The 16,337-nt window shown below is 69.2% G+C and carries 11 protein-coding genes and 1 pseudogene; 6 read left to right on the top strand and 6 right to left on the bottom strand.

The features are described from left to right. Window positions 1–33: 33 nt before the first annotated feature. The gene (locus tag EIW28_RS20200) at window positions 34–909 is read left to right on the top strand and encodes a helix-turn-helix transcriptional regulator (RefSeq protein ID WP_125249529.1); all 876 of its coding nucleotides are present in this window, start codon (window positions 34–36) and stop codon (window positions 907–909) included. Here EIW28_RS20200 and EIW28_RS20195 read toward each other — a convergent pair. The 5 genes from EIW28_RS20195 to EIW28_RS20175 form a co-directional block, all read right to left on the bottom strand. After that, window positions 876–3,443 (bottom strand): alpha-L-rhamnosidase, encoded by a 2,568-nt coding sequence (locus tag EIW28_RS20195; protein ID WP_197717395.1) that lies wholly within the window; start codon window positions 3,441–3,443, stop codon window positions 876–878. The genes EIW28_RS20200 and EIW28_RS20195 overlap by 34 nt on opposite strands. A gap of 168 nt (window positions 3,444–3,611) precedes the next feature. Continuing rightward, window positions 3,612–5,618, bottom strand: coding sequence for a YhgE/Pip domain-containing protein (locus EIW28_RS20190; protein WP_125249527.1), 2,007 nt, complete (start codon window positions 5,616–5,618; stop codon window positions 3,612–3,614). Next, on the bottom strand, window positions 5,618–8,317 hold the full coding sequence (locus EIW28_RS20185) for an MMPL family transporter (protein WP_125249526.1): 2,700 nt from the start codon (window positions 8,315–8,317) through the stop codon (window positions 5,618–5,620). The genes EIW28_RS20190 and EIW28_RS20185 overlap by 1 nt, the downstream gene beginning before the upstream one ends. 95 nt (window positions 8,318–8,412) lie before the next feature. Beyond that, complete coding sequence (locus tag EIW28_RS20180; protein WP_125249525.1) at window positions 8,413–8,748, bottom strand: DoxX family protein; 336 nt, start codon at window positions 8,746–8,748, stop codon at window positions 8,413–8,415. A gap of 200 nt (window positions 8,749–8,948) precedes the next feature. Next, on the bottom strand, window positions 8,949–9,584 hold the full coding sequence (locus EIW28_RS20175; RefSeq protein ID WP_125249524.1) for a TetR/AcrR family transcriptional regulator: 636 nt from the start codon (window positions 9,582–9,584) through the stop codon (window positions 8,949–8,951). A 181-nt stretch (window positions 9,585–9,765) separates the two neighbouring features. Here EIW28_RS20175 and EIW28_RS20170 point away from each other — a divergent pair, with 181 nt between their 5' ends. Genes EIW28_RS20170 through EIW28_RS20160 form a run of 3 tightly spaced genes read left to right on the top strand, consistent with a single transcriptional unit; the run spans window position 9,766 to window position 13,069 of the window. Then, window positions 9,766–10,617, top strand: a complete 852-nt coding sequence (locus tag EIW28_RS20170) for an alpha/beta fold hydrolase (protein WP_125249523.1) — start codon at window positions 9,766–9,768, stop codon at window positions 10,615–10,617. Further along, the gene (locus tag EIW28_RS20165) at window positions 10,614–11,513 is read left to right on the top strand and encodes an alpha/beta fold hydrolase (RefSeq protein WP_125249522.1); all 900 of its coding nucleotides are present in this window, start codon (window positions 10,614–10,616) and stop codon (window positions 11,511–11,513) included. The genes EIW28_RS20170 and EIW28_RS20165 overlap by 4 nt, the downstream gene beginning before the upstream one ends. Continuing rightward, window positions 11,510–13,069 carry an FAD-dependent oxidoreductase gene (locus EIW28_RS20160; RefSeq protein WP_125249725.1) on the top strand — a complete coding sequence of 520 codons (1,560 nt, stop codon included), beginning with the start codon at window positions 11,510–11,512 and terminating at the stop codon, window positions 13,067–13,069. Before EIW28_RS20165 ends, EIW28_RS20160 begins: the two co-directional genes overlap by 4 nt. Window positions 13,070–13,210: 141 nt before the next feature. Here the strand turns inward: EIW28_RS20160 and EIW28_RS20155 are convergent, their stop codons facing one another. After that, window positions 13,211–13,915: a FadR/GntR family transcriptional regulator gene (locus tag EIW28_RS20155; protein WP_125249521.1), complete on the bottom strand. Its 705-nt coding sequence runs from the start codon at window positions 13,913–13,915 to the stop codon at window positions 13,211–13,213. Between the two features lie 306 nt (window positions 13,916–14,221). Between EIW28_RS20155 and EIW28_RS20150 the strand changes: the two genes are divergently transcribed. Together EIW28_RS20150 and EIW28_RS20145 are read left to right on the top strand one after the other, a co-directional pair. After that, entirely contained in the window at window positions 14,222–15,916 is a 1,695-nt protein-coding gene (locus EIW28_RS20150) for a type 2 periplasmic-binding domain-containing protein (protein ID WP_125249520.1), read from the top strand. An 82-nt stretch (window positions 15,917–15,998) separates the two neighbouring features. Beyond that, window positions 15,999–16,337 (top strand): annotated as a pseudogene (locus tag EIW28_RS20145) (sugar ABC transporter permease); the annotation flags it as partial.

Here is a 16,337-nt window from a genome sequence, read left to right as displayed (position 1 = left end):
GCGGCAGACCGTTCCACGGGATATACCTGTGTCATGGGTTCGTTCGTGGTCCGCGAGTGGCGGGGATCGATGTCGCTGACGCCTGGGCTGCGGGTGCACAGCGGGCGGTACCGGCACGAAGGCGCGATGTTCGCGCACTCGCACGGGTTCATCGAACTCGTGGTCGTCGCAGCCGGGTCCGGTGTGCACTGCTCGGCTGCCGGGCGGCGGACCGTCTCGGTCGGCGACGTAGTCCTACTGCGGCCGGGCCTGTGGCATTCGTACGAGGAGTGCGACGGCCTTGAGCTCCTGAACTGCTGTTTCAGTCCCGGGCTGTTGCAGGGTGAGCTGTCGTGGATGCGTGAGGACCCGATGCTGGGGCGGCTGCTGTGGACGGGCTGCGGGCAGTCCGACGGGCGGCTCGAGGGGGAGGCACTGGACGAGTGCGTCAGCCATCTCGACGCGCTCGGCGGGCTGGATGCGCAGTCGCGGCGAGCGGACGCGGTCGGGCGGTTGACGCTGGTGCTCGGTCTCGCGGCACGCGCGCTGGTCGGACGGTCCGCGGACGGGCCCGGCGTACATCCGGGGGTCAACGCCGCGGCGCGGATGCTCGAAGAACGGTTCGACGAGTCATGGACGCTCAAGGACCTCGGTGCCGAACTGCACCTCTCACCGGGCTACCTCGCGCGGATCTTCAAGGCGGCCATGGGATTGCCGCCGATGGGGTATCTCGCTCGGCACCGTATCGAAACGGCCGCGGGCCTGCTGCTGGGCACCGACCTGCCGGTCGGGCGGATCGCTCGGCAGGTCGGGATGGCCGACCAGAACCTGTTCGCGCGCCGTTTCCGGGAGCACGCGGGGATGAGCCCGACCGAGTACCGGAAGCGGTTCGCAGGTCACGATCGCGATGAGGACAACGCGATGCGGTGAACGCCCGGTCCGAGGTCGAGCACGGGTGCGATTTGCAGGGTCCGGCCGTTGAGCCGGAGGCTCGACCAGTCCCCCGGCGGGAGTGTGACAGTCGCTGTGGCCCCCGGGGGGACCTCGACCTCGGCGCTGAATGAGCCGTCGCCGGTCTCCCAGCGGATGGCGGCCCTCCCGATCGGCGTGTCCATCTCGGCTGAGGCCCAGGTCAGTCCGCCGCCGGGTACGGGCGCGAACGAGACCGCGCTCCAACCGGGCGCGGCCGGCGAAAGGCCTGCGACGGTGGCGTAGAGCCAGTCGGCGACCGCGCCGTAGGCGTAGTGGTTGAACGAGAGCATCGGCCCGCCCCCGTCCATATCGCCGCCGTGGATTCGGCCGTCCTCGCCGATCGCGTCCCAGCGTTCCCACACGGTCGTGGCACCCTGGCCGACCTGGTGGAGCCAGCCGGGGCAGCGCTCGTTCATGAGCAGCAGGTACGCCTCCTCGTGATGGCCGGTTTCGGTGAGGGCGTGGAGGATGAGCGGGGTGCCGAGGAAGCCGGTGCCGATGCGGCCGCCTCTCGCGCGTACGAGCGCGGCGAGCCGCTCCCCCACCGCATGCCGTTCATCGTCGGGCGCGATCCGGAACCGGAGGGCCATGGCGCAACCCGTCTGCGTTTCGATCGCCTTGTTCCCCAGGTGCTTCCAGGCGGCGTCGGCGATCGCGTCCCCCAGGGCCCCGTAATGGTCGGCGTCCTCGGCTCGGCCGAGCAGGCCCGCGATGCGGGCCAGGAGCCGGGCGCTGTGTGAGAGGTAAGCAGTGGCCGTGAACGGGGTCGGAACAGCGGCCCGCGCCGGGTCGCCGGAGGGGGCGCCCGGATCGAGCCAGTCGCCGAAGTGGAACCCCGCAGACCAGACGCGGTCGGCGTCGAGTCGTGAGGCGCCCCAATCGACCCAGGCCCGCATGGACGCGTACTGGTCACGCAAGGTCTCCAGGTCGCCATAGGCCTCGTACAGCGCCCAGGGGACACCGACGGCCGCGTCGCCCCATCCGGTCGAGCCCGAGCCCCAGTCGCCGAGGTCGCCGAGGATGTCGGGCACGACGTGCGGCATCTTCCCGTCCGGGTACTGGGCGATGGCGAGGTCGCGCAGCCAGTTGCGCAGGAACGAGCGGGCGTCGGAGTTGCGGCAGGCGGTCGGGGCGAAGACCTGAATGTCCCCGGTCCAGCCCAGGCGTTCGTCCCGCTGCGGGCAGTCCGTCGGGATGCTCACGAAATTGTCCATCTGGGACCAGATCACGTTGTCGTACAGGCGGTTCACGCGCTCGTCGGAGCAGGAGAAGCGACCGGTCCGGCGCAGGTCGGAGCTGATCGCGACCGCTTCGACGCCGTCGATGCGCACCTCCGGGTCGGCCGTGATCTCGGCGTACCGGAAGCCGTGGAACGTGAAGACCGGCTCAAGTACGGCCCGGCCGCCATCGAGGGTGTACCGGTCGACGGAGGCGGCGGAGCGCAGCGGCGCCGTGTGCAGCTCGCCCTGGTCATCGAGCACTTCGGCGTGGCGCACGGTGATCTCGGCACCCGCCGGACCGGTGGCGGTGACGCGCAGATACCCGGCGAGGTTCTGCCCGGTGTCCAGGCGCAGGCGTCCATCCGCGACCACCTCGACGGGCCAGGTCCGCACGGCCCGGACCGCAGGCATCGAGCGGTGCTCAAGGCCGGCAGGCAGATCGAGCGTCGTGGCTGCGGCCCAGTCGCGGTCGTCGAAGCCCGGCTCCCTCCAACCGCGCGGTTCGTTCCGGAGGTCGGTCGTGCATCCGGCGTAGAGCCCGGCACTGGCGACCGCTCCGGTCCCGCCGCGCCACGTCTCGTCAGTGCCCACGACCACGCAGCCATCGACCGTCTCGACTTCGAGCTGCGCGAGCAACGCCGTCCGATCCCCGTACCAGGCCGAACGCCCGAACCAGCCGAGCGGACCGCGGTACCAGCCGTCCGCGACGGCCGCGCCGATCGCGTTCCGGCCCTCCGCGAGCAGACCTGTGACGTCGTAGGTCGCGTATAGCAGCCGGTCGCGGTACTCGGTCCAGCCCGGCTCCAGCAGGTCTTCGCTGACAAGGGCCCCGTTGATCCAGGTCTGATGGAGACCGAGCGCCGTGACGTACAGTCGCGCGGACAGGATGCCTTGTGGCAGTGCGAACTCGCGGCGCAGCAACGGCACGGCATCCGGGGCGGCAGGAACCGTGACCGGCCGAGCGGTCCAGTCCCCGGCCTCCAGCAGCGCCGCCTCCACCCGGCACGGCTCACTCCACTCCTCCTCCCCGACCGCACGCACCCGCCACCAGCGGACCTCCCGACTCGCCAGCGCAGGACCCGGCAGCGGCACATCGAACGTGCGCTCAGTCGTCAGCGACGCGATGACCTCGTCGAACGCCGCATCGGCAGCGGCCTCGACCGTGTAAGCCCTCGCCCCGACAGGGTGCCAGGACAGCAGCGGACGGGCCTCGCCCGTCGCGATGAGCCCCGAGTCGTCGCGGGTGCGCAACCCGGTGTAGCTGATGGTCAAGGAAGCCAACTCCTTCGGTCGGTGGTCCCGTACCGACGCTAGGGCGCGGGGCGGCCCGCACCTAGGCCCCGAGCCACGTCGACTAGCACAAAACCGACCAGCAGCGATCACAGCCAATCGGTGGACAACGTGTCGCTCCTTCGCGGGCCCTCAATTGCACTGCGGCTCTCAGTTGCCACTGAGTCGGAGGTGTCGGGCGCTGAGGGTGCGGCGGCGGTCGGTGACGAGGATCGTCGCCAGCGCGCCGACCCCGAGCCACACAGCGAGTTGGGTGACGCCGGTGGCGAGGCCGGGGCCGCCGAGGGCGGCGGCGCGGAGGGCGACGACCGCGCCGCGGGTGGGGATCCAGCCGACGAGCGCGTAGAGCGGTGCGGGCAGGGTCGAGACGACGCCGAGTGCGATGGTGAGGATGAGGACGGCGACCGAGGCGAGGCGGCCGGCGCGGCCGAAGATCGCCACGAGCGCCTGGTTCAGGGCGGTGAACGTGAAGGCGGCCAGGAGGGCGACACCCAGGAACGCCAAGGCGCGATCGATGCGGAGATCCATGACCGGCACGGCGATCGCGGTGATCGCCAGCGCGGCGAGTGCGGCGGCGGTGGCACCGGGGAGGGCGGCTTGGAGGATGATCCGCCACGTCGGGGCTCGGGAAGTGAGGATGTCGCCGGGGACAGCGGTGGTCACCAGGTAGACGGCGAGGGCCAGGGCCCACAGGGCGATCACCGCGAACAGCGCGATGGAGAGCTCCCCGATCCCGGCACCGGCGACGGTCGCGGTGCTGGGATCGGCGGCGATCGAGGCCAGGTGGGCGCGTTCGGATTCGGTGTAGGTGGGAACCTGGTCGCGGCCGTCGGCGAGGCCGGTGGCCAGTTGTTGCGCGCCGTCGTCGACGTCGGCGGCGCCGGAGGCGAGTCGGTCGGCGCCGTCGGCGAGCTGGTCGGCTCCGGAGGCGAGTTCCTGTGCGCCGTCGTTGGTCTGGGCGGCGCCGGTCGCGAGTTCATCCGCGCCGTCGGCGGCTTCGGTGATGCCGGAGACGAGGGCGGGCATCTGGTCGGCGAGGGTGTCGTTGCCGTCGGCGACTTGGCGCGCGCCCGTGGCGAGGGCTTGGACGGCGTCGCGGGTCTCGACGACTTTGGCGCGTACGGAGGCGATGGCGGCGTCGATGTCGGCGGCCTCGGCGGAGAAGTCGTCGGCGGCCGATTGGAGGTCGGCGCAGAAGTCGGGGTTCGCGCCCTCGGCGGCGCACTGGCTCGCGAGGTCTTGGAAGTCGGCGGCGGCGTCCTCGGCGGAGGGCAGCGCGTCGATGGCGGCGATGATGTCGTTCGCGAGCGGGACGACCTCCGCGGCGATCGCCTCGTTGCCTTGGGCGACTTGCTCGGCGCCGTCGGCGAGTTCACGGGTCGCGGCGGGGAGGTCGGCGACTGCGGTTTCGGCTTCGTCCAGGCCGTCGGCGAGGTCGGCGGAGCCGGTCTCGAGTTGGGCGGTGGCGTCGGCCAGGGTGTCGGCGCCGGTGGCGAGTTCGCCTGCGGCCGTAGAGAGTTCGGTGGCCCCGGAGGCGAGTTCGGAGGTGCCGTCCGCGAGCTGGGACGCGCCGTCGGCGGCGTCGGCGAGCTGGTCGTGGATGGTGTTGAAGGCGACGTAGATGTTGTCGAGATAGGTCTCGACGACTTGGCCGTCGAGGGTGCGCTGGGTGGCGAGGGCGACGTCCTTGGACAGGGCCGGGTCGGCGGCGCCGGCGGCGTTGGAGGTCTCGATGTCGAGGACGGCTTTGGTCGCGCTGTCCGGGTTGCCTCCGGCGCCGGTGGCGGTGGCGGCGGAGGTGCCTTGGGCGGAGAAGTTCTCGGGGATGGTGACGACCGCCGTGTAGGTGCCGTCGGCGAGGCCGGATTCGGCGTCGGCGGCGTCGGTGAGGGTCCATGTGTAGGCGGAGTCGTCGGCGTGTGTGAGTTCCCCGGCGAGTTCGCGGCCGAGCGGGATGGTCTGGCCGTCGACGGTGACGGGCTTGTCGTTGTTGACGACGGCGGCGGTGGCGGTGCCGTGGTCGGCGTCGGGGTTCCACAGGGCCCAGGTGAGCAGGCCCATGGCGAGGACGGGGACGAGGACGAGCCCGGCCCAGGTGCGCCAGGTGAGCGGTCCGGCGGCGCCGGCGCGGGTGGAGTTGGCGAACGGTCGGAGCATCAGGCCACCTCGATGGCGTTGAGAGCGAGCGGCTGGGCGGTCGCCGGGAGCAGGTCCAGGATGCGGTCGGGATCCTGGCAGGCGAGGACGTAGGCGACGGGCGCGCCGTCGGGGGCGCGCCGGTCGGCCAGGAGGGTGCGGAGGGCGTCGCGGGCATCAGTGCGCAGGACGAGGTCGACGTCGTCGAGCAGGACCAGGCGAACGCCGTCGCCGATCGCGGCGGCGATCCTGGCGGCAGGGTCGGGGGTGTCGCGGCAGGCGATGATCTCGACCTCGCGGCGCAGGGCGCGAGCGTGCTGCGGCAGGACGTGTCCGAGGACTTTCAAGTCGCCCTTGACGGAAGGGACGCGTCCTGCGAGGGCCATCAGGAGCGCGGTCTTGCCGACCGGGCCGGTGCCGTCGACGACGAGTGTTCCGCCCCGCGGCAGTCGCATGTTGATGGATTCGAGGACGGTGCGGCCGCGGTCGTCTTCGAGGCGGAGGTCGCGGGCGGCCACGGCGTCGTCGGCGCCGGGTTCGGGCCAGTCGGCGAGGCGCAGTTCGTGGACGAGGGCGTCGCCTTCGGCGTCGAAGACCGGCAGGGCCCGGTCGAGCTTCGGCGGCAGGCCCCAGGCGCGGTGCCCGAGGAGGGCGAGGACGGCGGGGACGAGGGTCATGCGCACGAGGAACGCGTCGACGAAGACGCCGACGGCGAGGCTGAACGCGATGGGTTTGATCGTGGCCGAGCCTTCGGGGACGAAGGCGGCGAAGACGCCGAACATGATGACGGCGGCGGCGGTGACCACGCGGGAGGCGGAGACGAACCCGGTCTCGATGGCGCGGTGCGGGTCGCCGTGGTGGACGTAGTCCTCGCGGATGCGCGAGACGAGGAAGACCTCGTAGTCCATGGCGAGTCCGAAGAGGACGCCCATGAGGATGATCGGGAGGAAGGAGATGACCGAGCCGACCCCGGCGACGTGCAGGGCGTCGGCGCCGTGGCCTTCGACGAACACGAACGAGGTGGCGCCGAAGGCCGCGCCGACCGACAGGAGGTATCCGGCGGTGGCCTTGACCGGGACCCAGATCGAGCGGAAGACCATGGCCAGCAGCACGAGTGAGAGGCCGACGACGAGGATGCCGAACGGAAGCAGGGCGGAGCCGAGTTGGGCGGAGACGTCGATGCCGACGGCGGTGATGCCGGTGACGGCGGTCTGGGTGCCGAAGTGGGCGAGGAAGTAGGCCTCCTTGTCTCGCAGTGCCGCGACGAGGTCCTCGGTGGCGGCCGCGTCGGGTCCGGTCTCGGGGATGACCTGGATGATCCCGGTGTCGCCCTTCTGGTTCGGTGTTGCGAGCGGGACAGAGGCGACGCCGTCCATGCCGCGGATGTCCGCGGCGAGGTCGTTGACGAGGCCGACCGGGTCGGTCGAGGTGATGATGTCGGCGGTGACGATGAGCGGCCCGTTGTAGCCGGGCCCGAAGTGGTCGGCGATGACGTCGTAGGTGACCTTCGCATCGGTGCCCTCGGCGGCGTCGCCGTTGTCGGGCAGGGCGAGCCGCAGCTGCATGGCGGGGAACGCGGCGACGGCGAGACCGATGACGACCACCGCGATGGTGACGACCGGGGCTCGGGTGACGGTGCGGACCCACGCGAGCGCGATCTGCGGCTTCCGCCGAGCCCGCTTGCGCCGCTTGGGCTTGCGCGGCCGCATCCGCTCCCCGGCGACGGCCAGCAGTGCCGGGACCAGCGTGATCGCGACGGCCACGGCGATCGCGACCGCGACGGCCGCGGCGACGCCCATCGTCGTCAGGAACGGGATACCCGCGACGAACAGGCCCAGCAGCGCGATGACGACGGTCAGGCCCGCGAAGATGACCGCCGAACCGGCAGTCGCCGTGGCGCGGGCGACCGACTCCTCGACCGCCAGGCCCTCGCCGAGCTGGTCGCGGTGGCGCGAGAGCAGGAACAGGGCGTAGTCGATGCCGACGGCCAGGCCGATCATGACCGCGAGCATCGGCGCGGTCGAGGAGATCGGGACGAGGACCGTGGCGAGCAGGACCAGGGCGACGGCGCTGCCGACGCCGAGGACGGCCGTCAGCAGCGGCATGAACGCGGCCAGGATCGACCGGAACATGAGCAGCAGCACGACCAGGGCGACGACGAGGCCGATGCCCTCGGTGGGGCTGAGTTCGGGGATGTTGTCAGCGAACGCGTCGCCGCCGGTGTAGACCACGGCGTCCTCGCCGACGGCCGCGGCGAGGTCGTTCGCGATCGCGGTGAGGTCGTCCCTGGTGGCGTCGGTGACGTCGGCCTGGTCGACGGTGAGCAGGACCGCGACAATCGCGGCCTCGCCGTCCTCGGAGACGGCGCCGGTCACGTCCGCGCCGAACGGATTCGAGACGGCCGCGACCTGGTCGAGGCCGTCGATGCGGTCCACAGCGTCGGCCACAGCGGCCTCGGCCTCGGCCGTGTCGACCTCCTGCCCCTCCGGGACGGTGAGAACCAGGCTCGCCGAGGTCCCGCTGAACTCGGGGAAGACCCGGCCGAGGTAGTCGAGGGCGTCCTGCGACTCGGATCCCGGGATCGCGAAGGTGTCGTCGGTGCCCTGGTTGAACAGGACGGCCGCGCCGCCGGCGATGACGAGCGCACCGACCCAGAGAGCGATCACCAGCCAGCGCGCGCGAGCGCAGGAACGCCCGAGCCTATAGAGCACCGAAGACATCGCTACCCCCATTTTGGACTTACGGGTCATCGTAGGCGCTGGCCGGCGCGAACATTCTGATTCGTTCATCAAATCTGCGAGCGCGGCCAGAGCCGTCAGACGAGCGTGAGCGCGTAGAGGACCGCGAGCACGGCGGGGACGAGCGGGATCGCCACTCGGACTGCGCCGTCCCGGTGAGCCGCGTGGCTCGCGGCCGCGCCGAGCATGAGCAGCACCAGACCCGAGGCGGCGGCGATGCCGATCCAAGGTACGACGACACCGATCCCGACGCCGACAACGGCGGCTACCTCAAGCGCGCCGAGCAGTCGGTACTGCAAGGTCGAGAAGCCCAGATGAGCGGCCGCTTGCCGCATGAGCGGGACCGCAGCGAGCTTCGCCACCCCGGAGACGCCGAAGACGGCCGCCAGAGCGATGGCAAGTCCGATGGTCATCGTTCCTCCTGGTACATCGATTCGATGGGGATGGCGAAGCGGCGTGCGGCGACCACCGAGCTCATCTTGAAAGCGGCCTCCCGAGCATCGGGGAGCCGCCGACCCTCGAAATGATTACATGATCATAACTGATCGAATTATCATTTCTTGTTGCCGAAGCGTCAAGGAGTTGTCTCGGGCATCACGCGAAGCGGATTCGCTCAGGCGTCGGTCGGCAGAGGCCGTCGCGCGATCTCGCGCGCTTCCTCCGCGGACAGGCCCAGCATGAGCAGCAGGTTGGCGGCCAACTCGTCCGAGGCGGCATCGATGGCAGCCGGCTCGGATCGCAGCAGGGCCAAGTGGATGACGCCGAGGAGGGCACCGCCGACGCAAGCGATGAGCACCTCAGGATCACCGAAGTCGATTCGGCCGACATCCCGGGCGCGCTCGAGGTCGCGCAGCGCGCGGGGCGCCAAGCCGGTCGGCGAAGTGAGATACCGCTGGCCGACGCGCTCGATGATCTTCGCCATCTCGGGATGCGTCTTGGGGAACCTCGCCGTGATCCGGATCGAGGCCGCGAACACTTCGGCCGGGTCGGCGATTGAAGCGGTGATCTCGTCGAGCATCGCCCCGTGCTCCTCGATGACCTCCTCGACAGCGACTTCGAAGAGCTCCTGCTTCGACGAGAAGTGGTTGTAGAAGGACCCGAATCCGACGTCGGCGGCGTCGGTGATCTCCTGGATGCTCACCTCCGCCGGGTCGCGGGCGGTGAGGAGCGTCCTCGCTGCAGAGAGGAGCGCCGCGCGCGTCCGGGCTTTTCTGCGGTCGAGGCGGTTGGCGGTGCCGGTTCGGGTCATGGGGAGATCGTAGTCATCAGTCCTGATGAAGATCCCACGATCTCCTCCACGGCGTCATCGGCCCGCCGGCGCTGACCCTGACCTCCGGAGGGTGACGAACCGCCTGGTCAGCGCCCTGCCTTGCCGAGATTTCCGTCGGCTCGGTTGACGACGCCATAATATCGGATACACTGTAGCCATTATGATCGCATGGTCTGAACCGCAAGCCGATTCACTGTTCGCAACCTTCGACGGTCTGCGCCTCCACTACAAGCGGGCAGGTGACGGTCCCGCCGTCTTGCTGCTGCACGGCAGTGCTTCGTCGCTGCATCACTTCGAGCAGGCCGCGTCCTTGCTCTCGGGTGACTTTGATGTCATTCGACCCGATCTTCCCGGTTGGGGGCTTACCGGTGCGCGCGCCGACCGCGACTACAGGGTTCCGACCTATGCGGCCACGGTCGCCCGTTTTCTGGACGCGGTGGGCGTGAGCCGCTGCTTCGTCGCGGGGAACTCGCTGGGCGGCAACATCGCCTGGAACCTGGCACTGGACTACCCCGAACGCGTCGCCGGCCTCGTGCTCGTGAACGCCACCGGCTATCCGGAGAAGTCCATTCCTCCCGCGTTGCGACTCGCCCGGAACCCGCTGCTGCGCCCGATCCTCCGCCGCGTGATGCCGCGTCGCGCGATCGAACGCAATCTTCGCTCCGCCACGGGTCCGCATTCCCACATCGTCGACGCGGCCATGGTGGAACGGTCGTACCAGCTCATGAACCGCGCGGGAAACCGCTCGGCATTCGTTGACTTCGTCAACACCGACCAGCCCGACCGCAGCGGCGACCTCCCCCGGGTATCGGTGCCGACCCTGGTACTGCGCAGCGCGGGGATCGACGGCCAGCACTTCGCCAGAGACATCCCCGGCGCGATCGAATCGATCCACCCCGACGGCGGCCATCTGCTCCCCGAGGAAGACCCGGAGTGGGTCGCCGAGGCCATAGCGGCATTCGTACGGCCGCTGGCCGAGCACGACGGTCCGAACCGAGGGGGCAAAGCGTGAAGTACTTCGCGACCGCAGAAGAAGACCGGCGACTCGACCCGGAATCGCGGCGACACCTGCGCGGCGACTTCGTCCGGCTCTCGGACGGCGTCACCCACTACGAACTGGCCGGACCTGAAGGCGGGCCGGTGGCCATGCTCGCGGGCGGCCTGACCGTCCCTCTGGCCTACTGGGACGGTCTCGCCGAGCAGCTCCATGCCCGAGGCGTCCGGACGCTGGCGTGCAGTGCCTACGGCCGCGGTTACTCCGACCGCGTCCGCGCGCGGTACGACGAAGCGCTCTTCGTCCGACAGCTCGTCGAGCTGAGGGACGAGCTGGGAATCGGTCAGCCCCTCCACCTCGTCGGCACCTCGATGGGTGCTCTGGTCGCGATGGCATACGCAGCAGAGCACCCCGATACCCTCGCCACCCTGACACTGGCAGGTCCCGCCGGGCTTCTCCGACAGCATCTCCCACCGCACCGGCTGCTCGCCAACGACCATGTGGCCCGGTTCGTCGCCCGGCGGTTCGGTCGGCGCCTGCTGGAGTCGCATCTCGGCCACAACGTGCGCGATCCGCGGCTCGCCGCCCGATTGACCGCGATGGTGCTCGACGCCTACCGGTACGAGGGCTCGCTGTTCGCGTTCTTCGACACGCTCCAGCACATCCCGCTGTCCGGCCGTGCCGACCGGTTCAGGCGCACCGGAGCCCTCGGCATCCCCACGCTCCTCCTGTGGGGCGCGGACGACCAGGTCACGCCGATCGACCAGCTCGACCGAGCCCGCTTGCTGCTGCGGCCCGAGCAGTGTCACGTGATACCAGACTGCGGCCACATGGCGCCGCTGGAACGCCCCGGCGAGGTGGCCGAACACATCACCGCATTCATCACCGACCACACGCAAAGGCGGGCATCATGAACCCACCGATCCTCGACGCCCTGATCGTCGGCGCAGGTCCCGTCGGCACCGCGCTCGCCATCGACTTGACGCGGCGCGGTCACTCCGTCCGCGTCATCGACAAGGGCGACCACGCCTTCGACGGCTCACGGGCCAAGGGCCTGCAACCGCGCACCTTGGAAGTGCTCGAAGACCTGGGAGCGCTTGAGGCCGTCCTCGACGGCGGCAGCACCTATCCGTTGGCCGGCATCCACCTCGGTCCTCTGAGCGTCCCATGGCGAATGATGAGGCGCAGCAGGCCGACTCCGGAGGTCCCGTATCCGAACACTTGGCTGATACCGCAATCGCGGACCGACCGCGCTCTGCACGGCTGCTTCGAGAAGCTCGGCGGCCGCATCGAGTTCGCAACGGCGCTCATCGATTTCACCCAGGACTCCGAGCACGTCGTCGCCAACGTCGCCGGTCCGGCCGGGGTCGAATCCGTCACCGCGCGTTACCTGGTCGGCGCCGACGGCGGATCAAGCCTGGTCCGCAAGCAACTGGGCATCGACTTCACCGGATCCACCCGCGAAGAGGACCGGATCGTCATCGTCGACGCCGTCACCACGGGGTTGCCGCGGAACCGATGGCACCTGTGGCCGAGGCGAGGCGGACAGTTCACCGGGGCCTGCCCCTTGCCGCACAGCGACCTGTTCCAGTGGATGGTGCGGCTCGCGCCCGGCGAGGAGCCCATGCTCGACGAAGCGCGGCTCAACCAGCGGATCCGCTCCGCCACGGGCAACCGCCACATCACACTGACCGACATCCGGTGGACATCGGTGTTCAGGCCGAACATCCGCCTCGCCGAAAGCTACGGCACCGGCCGGGTCTTCATCGCCGGCGACGCCGCACACGTGCACCCGCCAGCGGGCGCACAGGGCCTGAACACCGGCGTTCAAGACGCCTACAACCTCGGATGGAAGCTCGCCCAGGTGCTCTCTGGCGCCGATCCGGCGCTACTCGACACCTACGAAGCCGAGCGAATGCCGATCGCGGCCGGAGTCCTCGGACTGTCCATGTCGAAGTACGAAGGCATCGCCCGACTCGACCCGTCGAGCATCCGGCGCGGCAAGGACGAGCAGCAGCTCGCCCTCACCTACTTCGGCGGGCCCCTCGCCCCCGCCGACGGCGACCGAACCGCGAACCTCCGAGCGGGCGACCGGATGCCCGACGCCGAACTGCGCCATCCGAGCGGCGAGCGCGTCCGAATGTTCGACCTCATGCGGGGCCCCCACTTCACCGCCATCGCGAACGGCCGCGATTCGGCCCGCGCCCTCGAACGACTCGCATGGCCCGATGCCGGCGCTCCCCTGCGGCGCCTCATCATCGGCGCCGGAGAGCTCGCCGACCCGGCCAGGTCGCTCAGCCGCGTCCACGGCCTGGGCGAGGACGCGCTCGTGCTCGTCCGCCCGGACGGCTACATAGGCCACATCGCGAACGACGAGCATCTCGCCCGCATCCACACCGCCATCCAGCCGATGACGCCGACCCCAGGGAGCCACACCATGCCCGCAACCCACCCGGGAGTCGACGAATGAACCGCACACTGCTTCACGGCGCGACGATCGTCTCCATGGCTCCCGACCGCCCCGACACCGAAGCGTCGGCGGGCGTCCATGCCGCATCGCCGTCCTGGCACCGGGAAGGCGTGCCCGGCAGGCGAATCCGGCCAAGGGGCGTCACGTAGCGCCAGGAGCGGAGCGCAGCCTCCGCAACGCTTCTTCCTCCCCTGCCAAGTGGTTGGCCATCCGAACGCGAGCGATCTCGGTGTCTCGGGCCTCCAACGCAAGCCAGATCGCCTTGTGCTCCTGATGGGTCCGCTGGACGACGCCCGCTTCGCGGAGGCCGTGCCAGATCTGGTCTCGCACACTTCGGCTGACGAGCGCCTCGGCTATGCCGGCGAGCACCTGGTTGCCCGAGCCGACGGCGACAATTCGATGGAAGGCGATGTCGAGCTCGACCAGCCGGTCGAGCGACACCGGCTCGGTCTCCAGGACCTGCTCGGTCTCGTTGAGCAGGTCCTTCATCTCAACGAGCGATTCGGCGGTGATACACGATGCCGCAAGCCGCGCCGCCTCGCTCTCGAGCAGCCGTCTGACGATCTGGACATCGTGCGCCCGCCCCTCACGATGAAGATCGACGACGAAGCCGAGCGGTGTCAGAAGATCAGTGACGTCCAAAGCGGTGACGTAGGTGCCGTCGCCCTGCCGGGTATGCAGGATCCCCATCGAGGACAGCGCCCGGAGCCCTTCCCGGAGCGTGCTCCGCGAAACATCGAGCAGCTCGCACATCCGCTTCTCCGGCGGGAGCCGTTCACCCGACCGGAGTTCGCCTTCGATGATCATGCGTTTGATGCCGTTGACGACACCGTCGGAGCGGGACATGCAGCAAGTATGCCCGTGGCCGTGTTTCGGCTGCAAGATCGGGCAGACCCTCCCCCGCAAATGACTGATCTATTTAGCTCGGCAACCTGGGTGAACCGTCTTCCTGAATCGATCAAACCGGATTTTTCACCATATAACTCCTCACGATGGCCACTTGGCCGTCACTCTGACATGTGAAATCATCAAACATGTGAGGCCGTTTCTCTTGCGGCGGGCACCCTTCCCGCGTTAATTTGTATATATATACAAATTTATTGTTGCGGTGCCGCGGTCTCGGCGCGCCGCGACCTGATTGAAAGGAGCATCGTGGCTTCTTCCCCTCGACCGTCGTCTCTGCAACGACGGTCTCTGTTCAAGGCCGCCGGCATCGGCGCAGTCGGCGCTGCGGGACTCCCCCTCATCGCCTCGTGCAGCGACATCGAGTCCGGCAACGGGTCCACCCAAGTCACCGAAGGCTTCGATTTCCTACCCACGTACAAGGAGTGGCCGCTGCCGGTCGAGCCCGACCTGGTCGGCGAGCCGCCGAACCACCCCTCCGCGTTCACGTCCTACCCCGAGCCGGTCCAGGCCATCACCGACCTGCCCTCCGGCACGGGCACCTACGAGCTGACCGTGCCCGTCTGGGGCGAGACTCCGTCCGGCGGCGACCCCTATTACACGAAGGTCGCCGAAGCCTGGGGCGGCACCGTCATCAACCTGCGCCACGCCGACGGCGTCACCTACGCCGACACCTCGATCCAATGGCTCAAGGCGAACGAGTACGGCGACGGGATCCAACTGTTCGGCTGGATGCTCGGCTCCCACAGCAACTTCACCGAGACGGTGGTCAACAACTTCTACGACCTCACCGAGATCCTCCAAGGCGACATCTCCGAGCGCTGGCCGCTGCTGGCCGGGCTTCCCTCCTCGTCTTGGGGGCAGTCGGTATGGTCCACAGACCCCGCAGACGAATCGACCGCCGCGATCTACGGCATCCCGATGAACTTCACAGGAGGCCAGGGCAACGCCGTGATGGTGCGGATCGACCTGCTCGAGGCCGAAGGGTTGGCGATGCCGACCACGGTCGAGGAACTGCTGGACGTGTGCCGCGCCTGGTCAGACGACGCCGCCGGCAGGTGGGCCTTCGCCGGTCTCGACTGGTTCGTCCCCCAGTGGTTCGGCCTCGGGGGCACTGACGGCTGGAACTGGGACCCCGACCAGGAGAAGATGATCCACAATGCCGAGCGGCCCGAGTTCACCGAGATGATGGCCTTCCGCCGTACCCTGTGGGACGAGAAGCTCATCCACCCCGACGCCCCGACCGGCACGCTCGACGCAGGCGCCATGCAGCAAGCCGGGCAGATCCTGTTCACCCAGGACAACATCGGCCGGTGGAACGAGTACGTGCTCAAGGTCAAGAAGGGCGAAGCCGAGGGCGAGATCAACCCGCTGCCCGCCCTGGCCGCCAACGGACGCGAGCCGATGGTGTACATGGCCAGCGGCGTGGACGGCTGGACGTTCCTCAACAAGGACCTCAGCCGCGAGCAGGTGGAGGAGATCCTCGACGTCGCCAACTGGTGCGCCGCACCGTACGGCACCAAGGAGTACGAGCTGCTCCAGTACGGCGTCGAAGGCGAGCACTTCACTCTGGACGACGAGGGCAATCCCGTCTACACCGAGCTGGGCTCCAAACTCATTCAGACGCCGATCAACTACAAGCAGATGTGCGGGCAGGTGCAGACCTTCATCACCGGGGACCCCGACATGGTCGCCAAGCGGTTCGAGTACAACGCCTCCATCCAGCAGTACGCGGCGCCGAACGCGTTCGAGGGCATCCGAATCGAAGGCCCAGCCGACTTCAAAGCGGCCGCGCAGACCCTGTGGGACCAGCAGCAGGACATCGCCTTCGGGCGCTCCGAGCTCTCCTCCATCCCCGACATGGTCGAGACGTTCCTCGCGAACGGCGGCGAGGCCGCCCGCCAGTACTACACCGACGCGTACAAGGCCATCCACGGCGAGTGAAGACCGGGCCGGGCGGGACACCACCTCCCCACGCCGCCCGGCCCACCCCGCCATATAGGAACGACGACTGGACCCGATACCGATGACTGCACTGCAAGCCCCACCCGAGACGGACCTTGAGACCGTCCGGCTGGTCGTGCGCCGCAAGAGAACGATCTTGCAGCGGCTGCGCCATGACTGGCCGCTGCTGCTGCTGGCCTTTCCGGTGGTCGCCCACCTGATGGTGTTCCATTACTGGCCTTCGGCCTGGAACATCATCGCGTTCATGGACTACAGCCCCTACCGGCCGTTCTGGGAGAACCCGTTCGTGGGCTTCGCGTGGTTCGAGCGGCTGTTCAACGATCCGTACTTCGCCCCGGCGCTGGTGAACACGCTCAAGTTCGCCGCGCTCAACCTGCTGTGCATGTTCCCGCTGTCGGTC

Source organism: Glycomyces terrestris (assembly GCF_003933745.1).
In the GTDB taxonomy this organism is placed as follows: domain Bacteria; phylum Actinomycetota; class Actinomycetes; order Mycobacteriales; family Micromonosporaceae; genus Glycomyces; species Glycomyces terrestris.
The sequence above is the reverse complement of the archived record's forward strand: the minus strand, read 5'-3'. Positions and strand labels throughout refer to the sequence as shown.

Bases quoted from the DNA above. Each gene is read 5' to 3' on its own strand.
- EIW28_RS20200 (WP_125249529.1), top strand. From the start codon at position 34: ATGGGTTCGTTCGTGGTCCGCGAGTGGCGGGGATCGATGTCGCTGACG.
- EIW28_RS20190 (WP_125249527.1), bottom strand. From the start codon at position 5,618: ATGCTCCGACCGTTCGCCAACTCCACCCGCGCCGGCGCCGCCGGACCG.
- EIW28_RS20185 (WP_125249526.1), bottom strand. From the start codon at position 8,317: ATGTCTTCGGTGCTCTATAGGCTCGGGCGTTCCTGCGCTCGCGCGCGC.
- EIW28_RS20180 (WP_125249525.1), bottom strand. From the start codon at position 8,748: ATGACCATCGGACTTGCCATCGCTCTGGCGGCCGTCTTCGGCGTCTCC.
- EIW28_RS20175 (WP_125249524.1), bottom strand. From the start codon at position 9,584: ATGACCCGAACCGGCACCGCCAACCGCCTCGACCGCAGAAAAGCCCGG.
- EIW28_RS20170 (WP_125249523.1), top strand. From the start codon at position 9,766: ATGATCGCATGGTCTGAACCGCAAGCCGATTCACTGTTCGCAACCTTC.
- EIW28_RS20160 (WP_125249725.1), top strand. From the start codon at position 11,510: ATGAACCCACCGATCCTCGACGCCCTGATCGTCGGCGCAGGTCCCGTC.
- EIW28_RS20155 (WP_125249521.1), bottom strand. From the start codon at position 13,915: ATGTCCCGCTCCGACGGTGTCGTCAACGGCATCAAACGCATGATCATC.